Below are 14,995 nucleotides of genomic sequence, written 5' to 3'. Positions count from 1 at the left end.
CAGCGAGATGTCATCTCTGTGTGGCGAACTGGTTCCGAGATGTGACCTTGCACCTTTTGGACTCGTCGTGAGCGCCGTCCGTCCGGTAAGAAGGTTCTTTACACCCCTCATCCGGGGCCCAGGGCGCGTGTGCGGCGCGCCCGTCGCGCATGACCCGTGCGTATCCGCAATCGGGCCCTGCGCGGTGCCCGCCCACCCCTCACCAGGAGTGGTCGACCCTCAAACCATGCATACCTAAGGGGTAGAACAAGTGGCAGCGGAGATCGTCAATCCTCGCAGCGACATCGGTACGGACCAGGACGGCGGGGCCGAGCCCCTCGATTCCTTCGATCCGGTGTTCGCTCTGCACCGCGGCGGCAAGATGGCTGTGCAAGCCACCGTGCCGGTCCGCGACAAGGACGACCTTTCCCTCGCGTACACGCCCGGCGTCGCTCGCGTGTGCACCGCGATCGCGGAACAGCCGGAGCTGGTCAACGACTACACATGGAAGTCCTCCGTCGTCGCCGTCGTCACCGACGGTACGGCGGTGCTCGGACTCGGGGACATCGGTCCCCAGGCCTCCCTCCCCGTGATGGAGGGCAAGGCGATCCTGTTCAAGCAGTTCGGCGGCGTCGACGCGGTGCCGATCGCGCTCGACTGCACCGACGTGGACGAGATCGTGGAGACCGTCGTCCGGCTCGCTCCCTCCTTCGGCGGAGTCAACCTGGAGGACATCTCGGCGCCCCGGTGCTTCGAGATCGAGCGCCGCCTCCAGGAGCGCCTGGACATCCCGGTCTTCCACGACGACCAGCACGGCACCGCCGTGGTGACGCTGGCGGCGCTGCGCAACGCGGCGCGGCTCAGCGGCCGGGAGATCGGACAGCTGCGCGCCGTGATCTCGGGCGCCGGCGCGGCCGGTGTCGCCATCGCCAAGATGCTGGTCGAGGCCGGCATCGGCGATGTGGCCGTGGCGGACCGCAAGGGCGTCGTCTCCGCGGACCGCGAGGACCTGACCCCGGTCAAGCGCGAGCTGGCCGGCTTCACCAACAAGGCCGGTCTCAGCGGCACGCTGGCGGACGCGCTCAAGGGCGCGGACGTCTTCATCGGCGTCTCCGGCGGCACCGTCGCCGAGGAGGCCGTGGCCGGTATGGCCGAGGGTGCCTTCGTGTTCGCGATGGCCAACCCGAACCCCGAGGTGCACCCCGAGGTCGCGCACAAGTACGCGGCGGTCGTGGCCACCGGGCGCTCGGACTTCCCGAACCAGATCAACAACGTGCTGGCCTTCCCCGGCATCTTCGCGGGCGCGCTCCAGGTGCGGGCCTCCCGGATCACCGAGGGCATGAAGATCGCGGCGGCCGAGGCGCTGGCCTCGGTGGTCGGTGACGATCTCGCGGCGGACTATGTGATCCCGTCGCCGTTCGACGAGCGGGTCGCTCCGGCGGTCACCGCGGCGGTGGCCGCGGCGGCTCGCGCGGAGGGTGTCGCGCGTCGCTGACGCCGGTAGAGATGGCCCCGCCCGTGTCCCGGGCGGGGCCATTTCCTTCTCCCCCCGGCCCGCCTGGATCTCGTGTCGCGAGATGCCTCTGGAACGGCCCTGTGGCGAACCGCGCCGCCCGGGTGCCCTCGTGCAAGAGGGCATGTGTCACAGCGCGGCCCGGTTCCCCTGGCCGCCCGGCACACCTATCGTCGGCAGCATGTTCGCCGTCTACGCCGCCCGAATCGACCGCGACCAGCCGCTGTCCGGCCTTGAGTTGGGGGAGCGTCCGGCTCCCGAGGCCCGCCCCGGCTGGAGCACCATCGATGTGCGCGCCGCCTCCCTCAACCACCATGACCTCTGGTCCCTGCGGGGCGTCGGCCTCCCGGAGGACCGGCTGCCGATGATCCTCGGCTGCGACGCCGCCGGGGTCGACGCGGACGGCAACGAGGTCGTCCTGCACTCCGTCATCGGCCAGACCGGCCACGGCGTCGGCCCGAAGGAGCCGCGCTCCATCCTGACCGAGCGCTACCAGGGCACCTTCGCCGAACAGGTCGCCGTACCGACCTTCAACGTCCTGCCCAAGCCGAAGGAACTGTCCTTCGCCGAGGCCGCCTGTCTGCCCACCGCGTGGCTGACGGCGTACCGGATGCTGTTCACCAACGCGGGGGTACGACCCGGGGACTCGGTCCTGGTGCAGGGCGCGGGCGGCGGGGTCGCCACGGCCGCGCTCGTGCTCGGCAGGGCGGCGGGGCTGAAGATGTTCGCCACCAGCCGGGACGAGGCGAAGCGGAAGCGGGCCCTGGAGCTGGGCGCGGTGGAGGCGGTGGAGAGCGGGGCGCGGCTGCCGCAGCGGGTGGACGCGGTCATCGAGACCGTGGGCGCCGCGACCTGGTCGCACTCGGTGAAGTCGCTGCGCCCCGGCGGGACGATCGTCATCTCCGGCGCGACCAGCGGCGACCGGCCCTCGCACGCCGAGCTGACCCGGATCTTCTTCCTCGAACTGAAGGTCGTCGGCTCCACCATGGGCACCAAGGACGAGCTGGAGGACCTGCTCTCCTTCTGCGCCACGACCGGCGTACGGCCCGTCATCGACGAGGTGCTTCCGATGGACCGCGCCCGCGAGGGCTTCGAACGGATGGAGTCCGGCGGGCAGTTCGGGAAGATCGTACTGACCACGTCCTGACCTTGTTGGCGGGGCGCGGGCGGGTCCGGGGTGCCGGGCCCGCCCTTCGCTATCCCTTCGGCGGGCGCAGGACCGAGGTGATCTCCGCCGCCGCGCGCGACAACCGCTCCCGGGCCGTCCGGAGCTGGTCCGGGGTCACGCCGTGGTCGCGGGACAGATCGCGGATGTCGTCGCGGAAGCGGTCCAGCAGCCGGTCGAGGTCGCGGGCGGGGTTGTCGGTGGGGGGTTCGTGCGTCCAGGAGGGGACGTACTCGGCGGGGAAGTCCGTCGTGGTGTAGGTCGGGGCCGGGGCCGGGCGGGGGCTGGTCCAGTCCTTGCTCAGGTCGCCCAGTTCCCGGGCCAGTTCGGTCAGGCCCTCGCGGACGCCCGCGGGCCAGTTGCCGCGCGCGAAGTGGTCCTGGACGCGGCGGGCGACCCGCTGCATCTCCTCCTGCGCCTGGGCACGGGCGCGGGCCTGCGCCTCCTGGGCCTGGTGGCGGGCGCGCTGGGCCTCCTCGCGGGCCCGGCGGCTCTCGTCCTTGGCGCGGCGGGCCTGCTCCTTCCACTCCTGCCTGACCCGGCGCATCTCCTCCTTGGCGGCGCGCCAGGCGTCCTTGTCGTCCCCGGGGGCCCCGGCGTCCCCGGCGTCGGCACCCCCGTGGGCCTCGGTCGCGGCGGCGCGCATCTCCCGGCGCAGATCACCGGCCGCGCCCCGCACATCGGCCTTGATCTCGGCCGCCAGCTCCGCCACCGACTCGCGGATCTCCAGCTCCAGATCGGCCAACTCGCCACTGCGGTCCGCCAGTTCGGCGCGGCCGGCGTCCGTGATGGCGTACACCTTGCGGCCGCCCTCGGTGGTGTGGGTGACCAGGCCCTCGGCCTCCAGCTTGGCCAGCCGGGGATAGACGGTGCCCGCCGAGGGCGCGTACAGCCCCTGGAAGCGCTCCTCCAGAAGGCGGATCACCTCGTAGCCATGGCGCGGGGCTTCGTCCAGCAGCTTGAGCAGGTACAGGCGCAGGCGTCCGTGAGCGAAGACGGGGGGCATGTCAGAGCACCTTCTTGTCGGTCAGGCCGTCGGTCGGGCCGTCGGGCGACCGGTCGGGGCGCCGGAGCAGGGCGATCGCGCCGGAGACCGTGGTGGCCCGCAGCCGTCCCGTGCCCGCGCCCAGCCGACCGGTGATCTTGTGGGCGCCCCACTGGCCGTGCACCCGCAGTCCGTCGAAGGCGTTGGAGATCCGGCCGCTCGCCGTGTTCGCCTCCACCTCCGCGTCCGCCGGGTGCGGCAGCCTGATGGCGATCTCGCCCGAGACGCTGGTGAGGTGGACGTCCGTCGGTCCCTCCGGGTCCAGGTCCACGATCATCGAGCCGCTGACCGAGTCGGCCCGCACCACGGGGCCCGAGCCCTCGACCACGGTCAGGTCCCCGGAGACCGAGGTGAAGCGCAGCTCGCCGGTGACCGCCTGCGCCTCCAGGTTCCCGGACACGGTGTTCGCCTGGACCGGTCCGGAGAGGCCGACCAGCGCGGTGTCACCGGTGACGCCCCGGACCACCGCCGGGCCCCGGACGCCGGAGATCACCGCACCGGCGCCGACCGTGCCCACCTCCACCCGGGCGTCCGCCGGGACCGCGAGGGAGACGACCGCGCTGCGGCGCCAGCGCTTGCGGTCCAGGAACTTGGTGAAGCCCTGCCAGGTCAGGTCCTCGTACCCCACCGTCAGGACGCCGTTCTCGTGGGTCACCAGGAGCGGGGGGCCCTCTATGTCCGAGACCTCCAGGCGGGCGGGGCCCTCCTCGGTTCCCATCACATTCACCGTGCCGCCCGCGATGCGCACCTGGAGGGTGCTCACCGGGGCCTCGAACGTCAGCTTCTGTGGCTCGGCGACGGACCACTCGGACATGGGGGACCTCCTCGGCCGTACACGATCGCGACGCGCCATATCGCGTCTGTCCACAAACACGATATATCGTGGCTCCCCGAAGTCAAGACACTCTTTCGGGAACACCGCCCCGCGCATTGCTTAGGCTGGTGACGACGCCGACGCCTGTCCCATCGGCCCGGGCGCATACGCACACCAGGAGACGCAACCCCATGTACTTCACCGACCGCGGCATCGAGGAGCTGGAGAAGCGGCGCGGCGAGCAGGAGGTCACCTTCGAGTGGCTCGCCGAGCAGCTGCGCACCTTCGTGGATCTCAACCCCGACTTCGAGGTGCCCGTGGAGCGCCTGGCCACCTGGCTCGCCCGCCTCGACGACGAGGACGACGAGTAGGACGAGTAGGACGACAAGTAAGCGGGGGCGGAAAAACGCCGAGGGCCCGGTTCCGTACGGAACCGGGCCCTCGGCGTTGTCGTGCCGCAGGCTTACGCCTCGAACACCTCACGCACCAGCTGCTCCTGCTCGGCCTGGTGGCGCTTGGCGGAGCCCACCGCCGGGGACGAGGAGTGCGGGCGCGAGATGCGCCGTAGCCGCTCGCCGGCCGGGATGTCCGCGCCGACCGCCAGGTCGAGGTGGTCGATCAGGTTGAGCGCGATGAACGGCCAGGCACCCTGGTTCGCCGGCTCCTCCTGGACCCACAGGTACTTCTCGGCGTTCGGGTACTTGTTGACCTCCGCCTGGAGCTCGGCACCCGGCAGCGGGTACAGGCGCTCGATGCGGATGATCGCCGTATCCGTGGCGCCGCGCTTCTTACGCTCGGCCTCCAGGTCGTAGTAGACCTTGCCGGAGCAGAAGACGACCCTGCGGACCGCGGCCGCCTCGGCGGTCGCGTCGCCGATGACCGGCTGGAAGCCGCCCGTCGTGAACTCCTCCGCCTTGGAGGCGGCGGCCTTCAGGCGCAGCATCGACTTCGGGGTGAAGACGACCAGCGGCTTGTGGGCCGGGTTGTGCACCTGCCAGCGCAGCAGGTGGAAGTAGTTCGACGGCGAGGTGGGCATGGCCACCGTCATGTTGTTCTGGGCGCACAGCTGGAGGAACCGCTCCGGGCGCGCGGACGAGTGGTCCGGGCCCTGGCCCTCGTAGCCGTGCGGCAGCAGCAGGACGACGCCGGAGGTCTGGCCCCACTTCTGCTCGGCCGAGGAGATGAACTCGTCGACGACCGTCTGGGCGCCGTTGACGAAGTCGCCGAACTGGGCCTCCCACATCACCAGCGCGTCGGGACGCGCGAGCGAGTAGCCGTACTCGAAGCCCATGGCCGCGTACTCGGACAGCAGCGAGTTGTAGACGTTCAGCCGCGCCTGGTCCTCGGCGAGGTACTGGAGCGGGGTGTACTCCTCGCCGGTCTCCCGGTCGATCAGCACCGCGTGGCGCTGGCCGAAGGTGCCGCGCTGGGAGTCCTGGCCGGCGAGCCGGACCGGGGTGCCGTCGAGCAGCAGGGAGCCGATGGCCAGGGTCTCGCCCATGCCCCAGTCGATGGTGCCGTCCTCGACCATCGCCGCACGGCGCTGGAGCTGCGGCTGGAGCCGCGGGTGCACGGTGATGTGCTCGGGGATGTTGACCTGGGACTCGGCGATCCGCTTGACGACCTCGGCGGAGATGGCGGTCGGGACCGCGGCCGGGAAGCCGTCCTGGGCCTCCTGGGGGGCACCGGCGGCCGGCTGCGCGGTGGCCTCGCGGACCTCCGTGAAGACCTTCTCCAGCTGGCCCTGGTAGTCCTGGAGGGCCTGCTCGGCCTCTTCCAGGGTGATGTCGCCGCGACCGATCAGGGACTCGGTGTAGAGCTTGCGCACCGAGCGCTTCTTGTCGATCAGGTCGTACATCAGCGGCTGGGTGAAGGCCGGGTTGTCCGACTCGTTGTGACCGCGGCGGCGGTAGCAGATGAGGTCGATCACCACGTCCTTGTTGAACGCCTGGCGGAACTCGAAGGCGAGCCGCGCCACGCGCACGACGGCCTCCGGGTCGTCGCCGTTCACGTGGAAGATCGGGGCCTCGATCATGCGGGCCACGTCCGTCGCGTACATGGAGGAACGCGAGGACTCGGGGGCCGCGGTGAAGCCGACCTGGTTGTTGATGACGATGTGCACGGTGCCGCCGGTGCGGTAGCCGCGCAGCTGCGACATGTTCAGGGTCTCGGCCACCACGCCCTGGCCCGCGAAGGCCGCGTCGCCGTGGATCGCCACCGGCAGGACGGTGAAGTCCGTGCCGCCCTTGTTGATGATGTCCTGCTTGGCGCGGGCGACGCCCTCCAGGATCGGGTCGACCGCCTCCAGGTGGGAGGGGTTGGCGACCAGCGAGACCTTGATCTGCTCGCCGTCCAGGCCGGTGAAGGTGCCGTTGGCGCCCAGGTGGTACTTCACGTCGCCGGAGCCGTGCATCGACTTCGGGTCGAGGTTGCCCTCGAACTCGCGGAAGATCTGCGCGTACGACTTGCCGACGATGTTGGCGAGCACGTTCAGACGGCCGCGGTGGGCCATGCCGATGACGACCTCGTCCAGGCGGGACTCGGCGGCGGAGTCGATGACCGCGTCCAGCAGCGGGATGACGGACTCGCCGCCCTCCAGGGAGAAGCGCTTCTGGCCGACGTACTTCGTCTGCAGGAAGGTCTCGAACGCCTCGGCGGCGTTCAGCCGGCGCAGGATGCGCAGCTGCTCCTCGCGCTCCGGCTTGGCGTGGCCGCGCTCGACCCGGTCCTGGATCCACTTGCGCTGCTTGGGGTCCTGGATGTGCATGAACTCGATGCCGGTGGTGCGGCAGTACGAGTCGCGGAGCACCCCGAGGATGTCGCGCAGCTTCATCATCGACTTGCCGGCGAAACCACCGACGGCGAACTCGCGCTCCAGGTCCCACAGGGTGAGACCGTGCTCGACGATGTCCAGGTCGGGGTGCTTGCGCTGGCGGTACTCCAGCGGGTCGGTGTCGGCCATGACGTGGCCGCGGACCCGGTAGGAGTGGATCAGCTCGAAGACGCGCGCGGCCTTGGTGACGTCGTCGTCGTGGGACGCGTCGATGTCCTTGAGCCAGCGGACCGGCTCGTAGGGGATGCGCAGCGCCTCGAAGATCTCGTCGTAGAACTTGTTCTCGCCGAGCAGCAGGTTGGCGACCTGGCGCAGGAACTCGCCGGAGGCGGCGCCCTGGATGACCCGGTGGTCGTAGGTCGACGTGAGGGTCATGACCTTGGAGACACCGAGCTTGTTCAGGGTGTCCTGGCTGGTGCCCTGGAACTCGGCCGGGTAGTCCATGGAGCCGACGCCCATGATCACGGCCTGGCCGGGCATCAGACGCGGCACGGAGTGCACGGTGCCCAGGCCGCCGGGGTTGGTCAGGGAGACCGTGACACCGGTGAAGTCGTCCATGGTCAGCTTGCCCTCGCGGGCGCGGCGGACGATGTCTTCGTAGGCCTGCCAGAACTCGAAGAAGTTCAGCGTCTCGGCCTTCTTGATCGCCGCGACGACGAGCTGGCGGTCGCCGTTGGGCTTGACCAGGTCGATGGCGAGACCGAGGTTGACGTGGGCCGGCTTGACCAGCGTCGGCTTGCCGTCCTTGACGGTGAACGAGTGGTTCATCGCCGGCATGGCCTTGATGGCCTGCACCATCGCGTACCCGATGAGGTGCGTGAAGGAGATCTTCCCGCCGCGGGCGCGCTTGAGGTGGTTGTTGATGACGATGCGGTTGTCGAACAGCAGCTTCACCGGGACGGCGCGGACCGAGGTGGCGGTCGGCATCTCCAGCGAGGCGTCCATGTTCTTCGCGACCGCGGCGGCCGGGCCGCGCAGAGTGATCTGCTCGGGACCCGCGGGGGCCTCGGCGGCGGGAGCGGCCTGCGCCTTGGGCTGAGCGGGCGCCTGTGCGGGTTGCGCCGGCTTGGCCGGGGAGGGGGCCGTCTTCGCCGCGGGAGCCGCGGCCGGAGCTGCGGCGGGCGGGGCGCCGGAGCGGCCTGGGGCGCCGGGGTGGGGGTCGCTGCGACCCCCGCGGCCGCAGTACCCGCCGGCGCGGGCGTGGCAGGCGCGCCCGGCTTGTAATCGGCGAAGAAGTCCCACCAGGCACGGTCTACCGAATTCGGGTCCTGGAGGTACTGCTGATAGATCTCGTCGACGAGCCACTCGTTCGCGCCGAACGCGGCCGCGGGGTTCTTCCCGGTGGCTTGGTCGTCGGTGGAGATGCTCGAGTTACTGGGGGACTGTGGCGACACGGCGGCAACCGCCCTCTTCCGCTTCACAAGGTGATGGACAGCGGGAATAAAGGCTACGCCTTGGAGACGGTGAAGGTCAGGTCGGGCCCGTTCATCGTCGTGTAAGTCACACCGAAAATCTTGTTTCAGGGCTTGAAATGGCGGGAAACAAGCGTGGTTCCGGATGTACGAGGGTGCACTTGCCCGGCCCTGCGCCCCCGGCATCTGCGGGGCGGCGCGGGCCTGTGTCGCTCCACACGTGCCCAGCTGCGCGAAGACGGCGCGGGCAGCCGTGGATCTTGAGCCTTCGCTGGAACTTTACGTCAACTTGAAGCGGAGTTCGCTCCCGGAAGGGTGACGATGATCCGGCAGCCGCGCTCTGATTCGGCCACCCCGATCCGGCCGCCGTGCAGATCCACCGCCCAGCGGGCGATCGCCAGCCCGAGGCCCGTGCCGCCGTCGCTGCCCGGACCGTGCGGCCGGGTCACGGCGCCCCGGTTGAACCGCTCGAAGACCCGGTGCCACTCCGAGCGCGGGATGCCCGGACCCTCGTCCAGGACCTCCAGCTCCAGCGAGTGCGGCTGGGGCCCGCGCCGCGCCTTCACGGTCACCCGGCCGTGCGGCGGGCTGTGCTTGACCGCGTTGTCGATCAGATTGGCGACGACCTGGTGGATGCGCTCGGGGTCCGCGTGCGCGGTCAGCTCCGGCGGGGAGACGTCCAGGTGCAGATGGACGTCGGTACGGGTGTGGCTGCCGGAGCCGGTGGCCATGCCCGCGCGCGCCGAGGCGACCATGTTGGCCTCCTTCAGTACGCCCGACAGGTACGGCCACACCTCGAAGCGCCGCATCTTCAGCGGTACGACGCCGTTGTCGAGCCGGGACAGGTCCAGCAGGGTCTCCACCAGGCGGCCGAGCCGCTCGGTCTGCTTCAGGGCCGTCCGCATGGTCTCCGGATCGGCCTCGGTGACCCCGTCGACGATGTTCTCCAGCACGGCGCGCAGTCCCGCGATCGGGGTGCGCAGCTCATGGGAGACGTTCGCGACCAGCTCCTTGCGCTGCCGGTCCTGGGCCTCCAGCTCGTCGGCCATGACGTTGATCGTCTGCGCCAGGTCGCCCAGTTCGTCCCGTCTGCTCTCGCGCACCCGGCGGGTGTAGTCGCCCTGCGAGATGGCGCGGGCGACGGTGTTCATCTCGTCCAGCGGCATGGTGAGCGAGTGCGCCACGAACTGGGTGATCAGCAGGGTGGCGATCATCGAGAACACCGTGATGAAGCGCAGCTCCGTCTTGGTGTGCACCGCGACGATCGACAGACCGGTGGTGATCAGCACCGCGATGACCACCAGCGCGGTCAGCTTGGTCTTGATCGAGAACGGGCGTACGCCGCCCCACGGGTCCTCCGTGCGGGCCCGGGGGCTCCGCCGTGCGGCCTGGCGCCCGCTCACGCTCACGGGTTCGGCGTCTCCAGCGCGTAGCCCACACCGTGCACGGTGCGGATGCGCTCGGCGCCGATCTTGCGGCGCAGCGCCTTGATGTGGCTGTCGACGGTGCGGGTGCCGGAGGCGTCCGCCCAGTCCCAGACCTCGGCCAGCAGCTGTTCACGGGAGAGCACCGCGCGCGGGGTGTTGGCCAGGCACACCAGCAGGTCGAACTCGGTGGGCGTCAGATGGACGTCCTCGGACTTCACCCGCACCCGGCGCTGCGCGTGGTCGATCTCCAGCTCGCCGAGGCGCAGGATGCCGGAGCGGGGCGTGGAGGCGGCGATGGCGGCCCGCTCCACCCGGCGCAGCAGCACATGCACCCGCGCGGCCAGCTCGCGCATGGAGAACGGCTTGGTCATGTAGTCGTCGGCGCCGACGCCGAGCCCGACCAGCATGTCCGTCTCGTCGTCCCGCGCGGTGAGCATCAGCACCGGCACCGGGCGCTGGGCCTGTACGCGCCGGCAGACCTCCAGGCCGTCGAAGCCGGGCAGCATGATGTCGAGGATCAGCAGGTCGGGCTGCCACGCCTCGGCCGTGTCCACCGCGGCCGGTCCGTCGGCCGCGGTCTGCACGAGGAAGCCCTCGGCGCGGAGCCGGGCCGCGATGGCGTCGACGATCGTGGTGTCGTCCTCGACGACCAGTACCCGGCGCTGGGCGCCCGGAGTGGTGGTCGTCGTCGCCGCCGTGCCGCTCTGGGAGGTGTGTGTCTGCTCCATCGCCCGCCCCTGCTTGTTGCTTTCCGGAACCCGTGGGGTGATCCCATGTCTGCGCTCGACGCGAAAGATCCGCGTCAGGGCAGCACCCTACGGGGATCGGCGGTGCCGTCGCTATCCAGGGCGGACGCCGAGGTGCACGGCGTCCGGAACTCCCCGGGCAACGGGCACCTCTTCGGTACGCACCCGTCGGAACCCGGCATTCCGCAAGGTTCCTTCAAATTCCGGAGACGGCTTCGCCGACCATACGGCAAGCACCCCGCCCGGTCTCAACACCCGTGCGCAGGCGGCCAGTCCGGCCGGTGAGTACAGGCTTTCGTTGTCCTCGGTGACCGTCCATCCGGGCCCGTTGTCGATGTCCAGGCACAGGGCGTCGAACGTGTCCGATGTCTCATTGACGTAACGGACGAGGTCGTCTCGGACGATCCCGGTGCGCGGGTCGGCCAGTGCGCCGCGGGTCAGTTCGGACAGGGGTCCGGCGCGGTGCCAGTCGACGACGGCGGGCTCCCGCTCCACGACCGTGATCCGTCCCCAGCGAGGATCGTCGGACGCGTGTGCGAGTGAGAATCCGACGCCGAGCCCGCCGATCAGCACGGCCGGTGCCGGGCGCCCGTCGAGGGCGTCGTACGCCGCGTCGATCAGCAGCCGCTCCGAGCGGCCGTCCGAAGTGTCCATGAGGAAACAGCCGTTGGCGATGATCTGGAGCAGCGTGCCGTGTCTGCGCAGCACCACCTCGCCGTACGGCCCCTCGCGCCGGTCCAGCACCACGGGGGAGTCGTCTGGGGCAGCCATGGGTCCATCCTGCTTGAACAGGGCTTTGCTTTCACGGCAATTACGGATGTCGGGCCCGTGGGGCGGGGGGTGCCGGACGTGGCCGGAACTTATGAGGTTGCCGTGAAATCGCTCTCCCCGGGCTCCGGACGTGGACAGCGGCTTCCTCCAGCACGGAGGGTGGGGCGGAACGGAAGGAGCGCCACCGTGGAACGGATCGCGCCGAAGACCGTGGGCGCGGACCTGCTGGACGGTGTGCCCCGCCAGCGGTCCGTGCTGCCCGCGCCGCCGCCCGCCCGGCGTCTCGCGATGCCGCTCGCGCGCCCCTGGCCGCTGCTGCCGACGCCCGCCCGGACGCCGTTCACCTTCGGCTACGCGGCACTGCTGGCCGTCACCTCCCTGGTCGCGGCGAAGGCGCCGCCCTCCCTGGTGTACGCCCTCTATCAGGGCTCCAGCACGGACGTGGCCCACCTGGTGCGCTCGCCCGCGGTGGTGCTGCTGACCAGCGCGCTGTGGATCGCGGGCGGGCTCGTCTCGCCGTACGCGGTCGCGTTCGTCCTGGTGCTCACCGCGCTGGAGCGCCGGATAGGGGGTGCGCGGGCCGCCTGTGTCTTCCTCACCGGTCATGTCCTGGCGACCCTGGCGACGGAGGTCCCGGTGGGCCTCGCGGTCCTCGCCGGGCATCTCCCTGAGACCTCCCTGCACCGCCTGGACTACGGCATCAGCTTCGGCGTCGCCGCGAGCACGGGCGCCCTGGCCGGCCTCCTGCGCCCCTGGCTGGGATGGCCGCTGCTCGCCGGTACGGCGGGCCTCCTGCTCAACGACCTGCTCGCCTATACGGACCCCATGACGAACTGGGGCCATCTGATCGCGCTGACGATCGGCGTGTCGACATGGCCCGTCATACGCCGCTGGGCGGCCGCCGAGACCCCTTGAGGCCGCCTCGCCTGCACTGATGCCCAGTGCCACAGGAGTCTGTATGGGACGGTGGCCGCGGCCGGCGCGATGGAGGTTTTGTCTGCGCGGTCGGCACAAGCGTGTGCAGATCAATCCGGCGTTGCCGGAGGGCGGGGATGCTCGATCGCTCGTCCCGCCTTACGGCGGTCCACTTGTCAGTGGCAGTCAATAGTGTGAGGCAACAGGGGCTGGACGGCCGGCTGAGAGGGGACCGTATGCTGCGCTCACTGGGGGAGGGGCAACCAGAGGGGGGCGCCCATGGCGCAAGCTGTGAGGGGCGGCATAACAGAGCCTGTCGATCGACGCACGTTTACCACCTGCATGGAGCAGCTCCAGGAGGGCTACATGCAGAGCGTTGCGGCGACCGCAGGCTGTCTTTTCATCAAACAGGGCCGAGACATGTTCGGCGCCGACGCCATGCTGGTGCGCACGTCCTCCGACCCTCTGGGGGAGGAGACGAGCTTCTACGTCCAGATGAAGAGCACGACCCAGATAGCCATCGACGGCAATGCGGAGTCGTTTCGTTACCGCTTCGAGAAGCGGGAATACATGGAGCGTCTCGTACGCCCTCGCTTGGGCATGAAGTCCCTCTTGGTCGTCATGGCCATACCCAAGGGGCAGGCGGAGTGGACACGGACAGCCCACACGCACTTGGAGGTCATGCAAGCCTGCTACTGGATGAGCCTTGAGGGGATGACAGTCCCTCCGGCCGAGAAGCCGTCGGTTCATGTTCCCACTTCCAACCTCTTCAACGCCGGGGCACTGACCGCCATCATGGAAAAGATCGAGAGGGGTGAGTCGCTCCATGCCTGAGTTGGCGTCGACCGAACTCGATCTGTGGCGCGTCGATCCGACGCGGCTCACCACGCTCATGACTGAAGCAGGCTGGACACTCGTCGGCAGGCGCAGTGGCATCTACAACCGCCTCGCTCCTCCTGGTGAGCCCGACGCCCGAGCCGGATCGTTTGTCGTACCGCTGGACCGTGAAGCGCCGGAGTACATCGAGGTTCTGCAAAGCCTGCTCCAGCAGGTCACTGCTCCCAACTTCCGAAGTCTGTGGGCCCGGTCGATCGCGCCACGGCTCTTCACCGACCCTACGGATGAGTTCCGCTTCCGCAGGGAGGCGGCCTTCCCCAGTGGCCTGATTTCCTGGCGAGAGGGCGAGCGGCTCATCTCATCCGCTCGCCGCACTCTGGTTGCAGGCGCCAAGTCGTACATCGACCAGACGCGGCACTTCGGCAACCGGCACGGCCAGTTCGCCAACCGCTACCTCGACTCCGTACTTATGGGGCAGACAGAGCCGGGCAGCTACATCGTCAAGGCTTTCGCTCCCTCGGCAACGACCGTACCGCTGCGCAAACTTTCTGCCGCCTCACCGTCCTTGGATTTGGGCGCGGCAGTGGGACCGTACGGTCGAGACGTGAGCCATGCCGTAGTGAGAGCCCTGTCCGCGACCGCCGAAGCCATCGATCACTATCGCTCCAGCGGATCGCTCACAGGTTTTGACGCCGGCGTGCGAGAGGGGGTGTCATACGAGATGGCAACCGCGATTCTCGGCATCGCCGAGCACTCGGATGGTTCGGACATCACGATTGAATGGGACACCTCTGTGCCGGGAGGATTCGAGGAACCTGTATCGCGATACGAATTCTCTGGTGGCGATGCCCCCATCCTTGAGAAGGCTGCACATCGGCTGGCCGCGGCAGAGGACTCCGGCTTTGTGACCGTGACCGGACGAGTTCACCTACTGGCCCGCAAGGAAGCCGATGGTCCAGGCGTCTTCGGCGTCGACAACGTCATGGGAGGGCAACCCCGAAAGGTGCGAGTACGGCTGGCAGACGAGGATCAGTACTATGAGGCTATTCACGCCTACGAGGAGAACCTCGGCCTACAGGTCTACGGCCGACTAGAGCGTGAAGGTAATCTGCATTGGCTCTACGACGCCAGCGTTGTGCGCACGGTTGGTCACTTGGATGCCTTGCTGCACGTTGAGGCTATGGAACAACCGCAAATCACCCAGGGGCAGATGAGCATCGACGACACGGATTTAGGTGCGACCTCTTCATGAGGCTGGTCGGCTTCACCAGTTCCTGTGGGCCTGCGACCGGCTCGGCATGTTGGTGCAGAGGTGTGTGTCTCCGCTTCCAGGGCCTCCCCGATGGCCGCGACCAGCCGGGCGTCCGCTCGCCCCTTCGCCTGCCAGGCATGGATCGCCCGCTGGTCCAATAGCCCCCAGACCCCTGCCGGACGTCGCACGACCGGCAGGGGGTCCCGTCTCGATCTCCACCATGTGCCGTTCCCATTCGCGCGCCGCCTCCCGCACCGGCTCCGGCAACGTCGCGAGCAACCTGGAC

General features: G+C 69.5%; 11 protein-coding genes and 1 pseudogene. 6 read left to right on the top strand and 6 right to left on the bottom strand.

The window, feature by feature from the left end:
- The first annotated feature begins 250 nt into the window (after positions 1-250).
- Both ACLF5H_RS35975 and ACLF5H_RS35970 read left to right on the top strand, forming a co-directional pair.
- Complete coding sequence (locus ACLF5H_RS35975) at positions 251-1,474, top strand: NAD(P)-dependent malic enzyme (RefSeq protein WP_421680198.1); 1,224 nt, start codon at positions 251-253, stop codon at positions 1,472-1,474.
- 199 nt (positions 1,475-1,673) lie between these two features.
- Complete coding sequence (locus tag ACLF5H_RS35970; RefSeq protein WP_421680197.1) at positions 1,674-2,639, top strand: zinc-binding dehydrogenase; 966 nt, start codon at positions 1,674-1,676, stop codon at positions 2,637-2,639.
- A gap of 49 nt (positions 2,640-2,688) precedes the next feature.
- Here the strand turns inward: ACLF5H_RS35970 and ACLF5H_RS35965 are convergent, their stop codons facing one another.
- Together ACLF5H_RS35965 and ACLF5H_RS35960 are read right to left on the bottom strand one after the other, a co-directional pair.
- Complete coding sequence (locus ACLF5H_RS35965) at positions 2,689-3,663, bottom strand: PadR family transcriptional regulator (protein ID WP_421680196.1); 975 nt, start codon at positions 3,661-3,663, stop codon at positions 2,689-2,691.
- Between the two features lies 1 nt (position 3,664).
- Positions 3,665-4,516: a DUF4097 family beta strand repeat-containing protein gene (locus tag ACLF5H_RS35960; protein ID WP_421680195.1), complete on the bottom strand. Its 852-nt coding sequence runs from the start codon at positions 4,514-4,516 to the stop codon at positions 3,665-3,667.
- Between the two features lie 191 nt (positions 4,517-4,707).
- On the opposite strand from ACLF5H_RS35960, the gene ACLF5H_RS35955 reads away from it, so the two are divergent.
- Positions 4,708-4,887, top strand: a complete 180-nt coding sequence (locus ACLF5H_RS35955) for a DUF6104 family protein (RefSeq protein ID WP_046418474.1) — start codon at positions 4,708-4,710, stop codon at positions 4,885-4,887.
- A 92-nt stretch (positions 4,888-4,979) separates the two neighbouring features.
- Here the strand turns inward: ACLF5H_RS35955 and ACLF5H_RS35950 are convergent.
- The 4 genes and pseudogenes from ACLF5H_RS35950 to ACLF5H_RS35935 all read right to left on the bottom strand — a co-directional run bounded on the left by ACLF5H_RS35950 (position 4,980) and on the right by ACLF5H_RS35935 (position 11,705).
- Positions 4,980-8,743: pseudogene (locus tag ACLF5H_RS35950) on the bottom strand (multifunctional oxoglutarate decarboxylase/oxoglutarate dehydrogenase thiamine pyrophosphate-binding subunit/dihydrolipoyllysine-residue succinyltransferase subunit).
- A 302-nt stretch (positions 8,744-9,045) separates the two neighbouring features.
- A complete protein-coding gene (locus ACLF5H_RS35945) occupies positions 9,046-10,164 on the bottom strand; it encodes an ATP-binding protein (protein WP_085566513.1) in 1,119 nt (372 codons plus the stop codon).
- Positions 10,165-10,166: 2 nt separating this feature from the next.
- Positions 10,167-10,916 carry a response regulator transcription factor gene (locus ACLF5H_RS35940; RefSeq protein WP_421680194.1) on the bottom strand — a complete coding sequence of 250 codons (750 nt, stop codon included), beginning with the start codon at positions 10,914-10,916 and terminating at the stop codon, positions 10,167-10,169.
- Positions 10,917-11,027: 111 nt separating this feature from the next.
- Positions 11,028-11,705, bottom strand: a complete 678-nt coding sequence (locus ACLF5H_RS35935; RefSeq protein WP_421680193.1) for a spermidine synthase — start codon at positions 11,703-11,705, stop codon at positions 11,028-11,030.
- Positions 11,706-11,891: 186 nt separating this feature from the next.
- On the opposite strand from ACLF5H_RS35935, the gene ACLF5H_RS35930 reads away from it, so the two are divergent.
- The 3 genes from ACLF5H_RS35930 (at position 11,892) to ACLF5H_RS35920 (ending at position 14,709) form a co-directional block, all read left to right on the top strand.
- Entirely contained in the window at positions 11,892-12,620 is a 729-nt protein-coding gene (locus tag ACLF5H_RS35930; RefSeq protein WP_421680192.1) for a rhomboid-like protein, read from the top strand.
- A 342-nt stretch (positions 12,621-12,962) separates the two neighbouring features.
- Entirely contained in the window at positions 12,963-13,454 is a 492-nt protein-coding gene (locus ACLF5H_RS35925; protein WP_421680191.1) for a DUF4365 domain-containing protein, read from the top strand.
- Positions 13,447-14,709 (top strand): hypothetical protein, encoded by a 1,263-nt coding sequence (locus tag ACLF5H_RS35920; protein WP_421680190.1) that lies wholly within the window; start codon positions 13,447-13,449, stop codon positions 14,707-14,709. The genes ACLF5H_RS35925 and ACLF5H_RS35920 overlap by 8 nt, the downstream gene beginning before the upstream one ends.
- Positions 14,710-14,995: the final 286 nt, after the last annotated feature.

Source organism: Streptomyces sp. LaBMicrA B280 (assembly GCF_049222185.1).
Taxonomy (GTDB): domain Bacteria; phylum Actinomycetota; class Actinomycetes; order Streptomycetales; family Streptomycetaceae; genus Streptomyces; species Streptomyces murinus.
The sequence above is the reverse complement of the archived record's forward strand: the minus strand, read 5'-3'. Positions and strand labels throughout refer to the sequence as shown.

Coding starts and splice junctions, on each gene's coding strand:
- ACLF5H_RS35970 (WP_421680197.1), top strand. CDS start 1,674: ATGTTCGCCGTCTACGCCGCCCGAATCGACCGCGACCAGCCGCTGTCC.
- ACLF5H_RS35965 (WP_421680196.1), bottom strand. CDS start 3,663: ATGCCCCCCGTCTTCGCTCACGGACGCCTGCGCCTGTACCTGCTCAAG.
- ACLF5H_RS35960 (WP_421680195.1), bottom strand. CDS start 4,516: ATGTCCGAGTGGTCCGTCGCCGAGCCACAGAAGCTGACGTTCGAGGCC.
- ACLF5H_RS35955 (WP_046418474.1), top strand. CDS start 4,708: ATGTACTTCACCGACCGCGGCATCGAGGAGCTGGAGAAGCGGCGCGGC.
- ACLF5H_RS35940 (WP_421680194.1), bottom strand. CDS start 10,916: ATGGAGCAGACACACACCTCCCAGAGCGGCACGGCGGCGACGACGACC.
- ACLF5H_RS35935 (WP_421680193.1), bottom strand. CDS start 11,705: ATGGCTGCCCCAGACGACTCCCCCGTGGTGCTGGACCGGCGCGAGGGG.
- ACLF5H_RS35925 (WP_421680191.1), top strand. CDS start 12,963: ATGGAGCAGCTCCAGGAGGGCTACATGCAGAGCGTTGCGGCGACCGCA.
- ACLF5H_RS35920 (WP_421680190.1), top strand. CDS start 13,447: ATGCCTGAGTTGGCGTCGACCGAACTCGATCTGTGGCGCGTCGATCCG.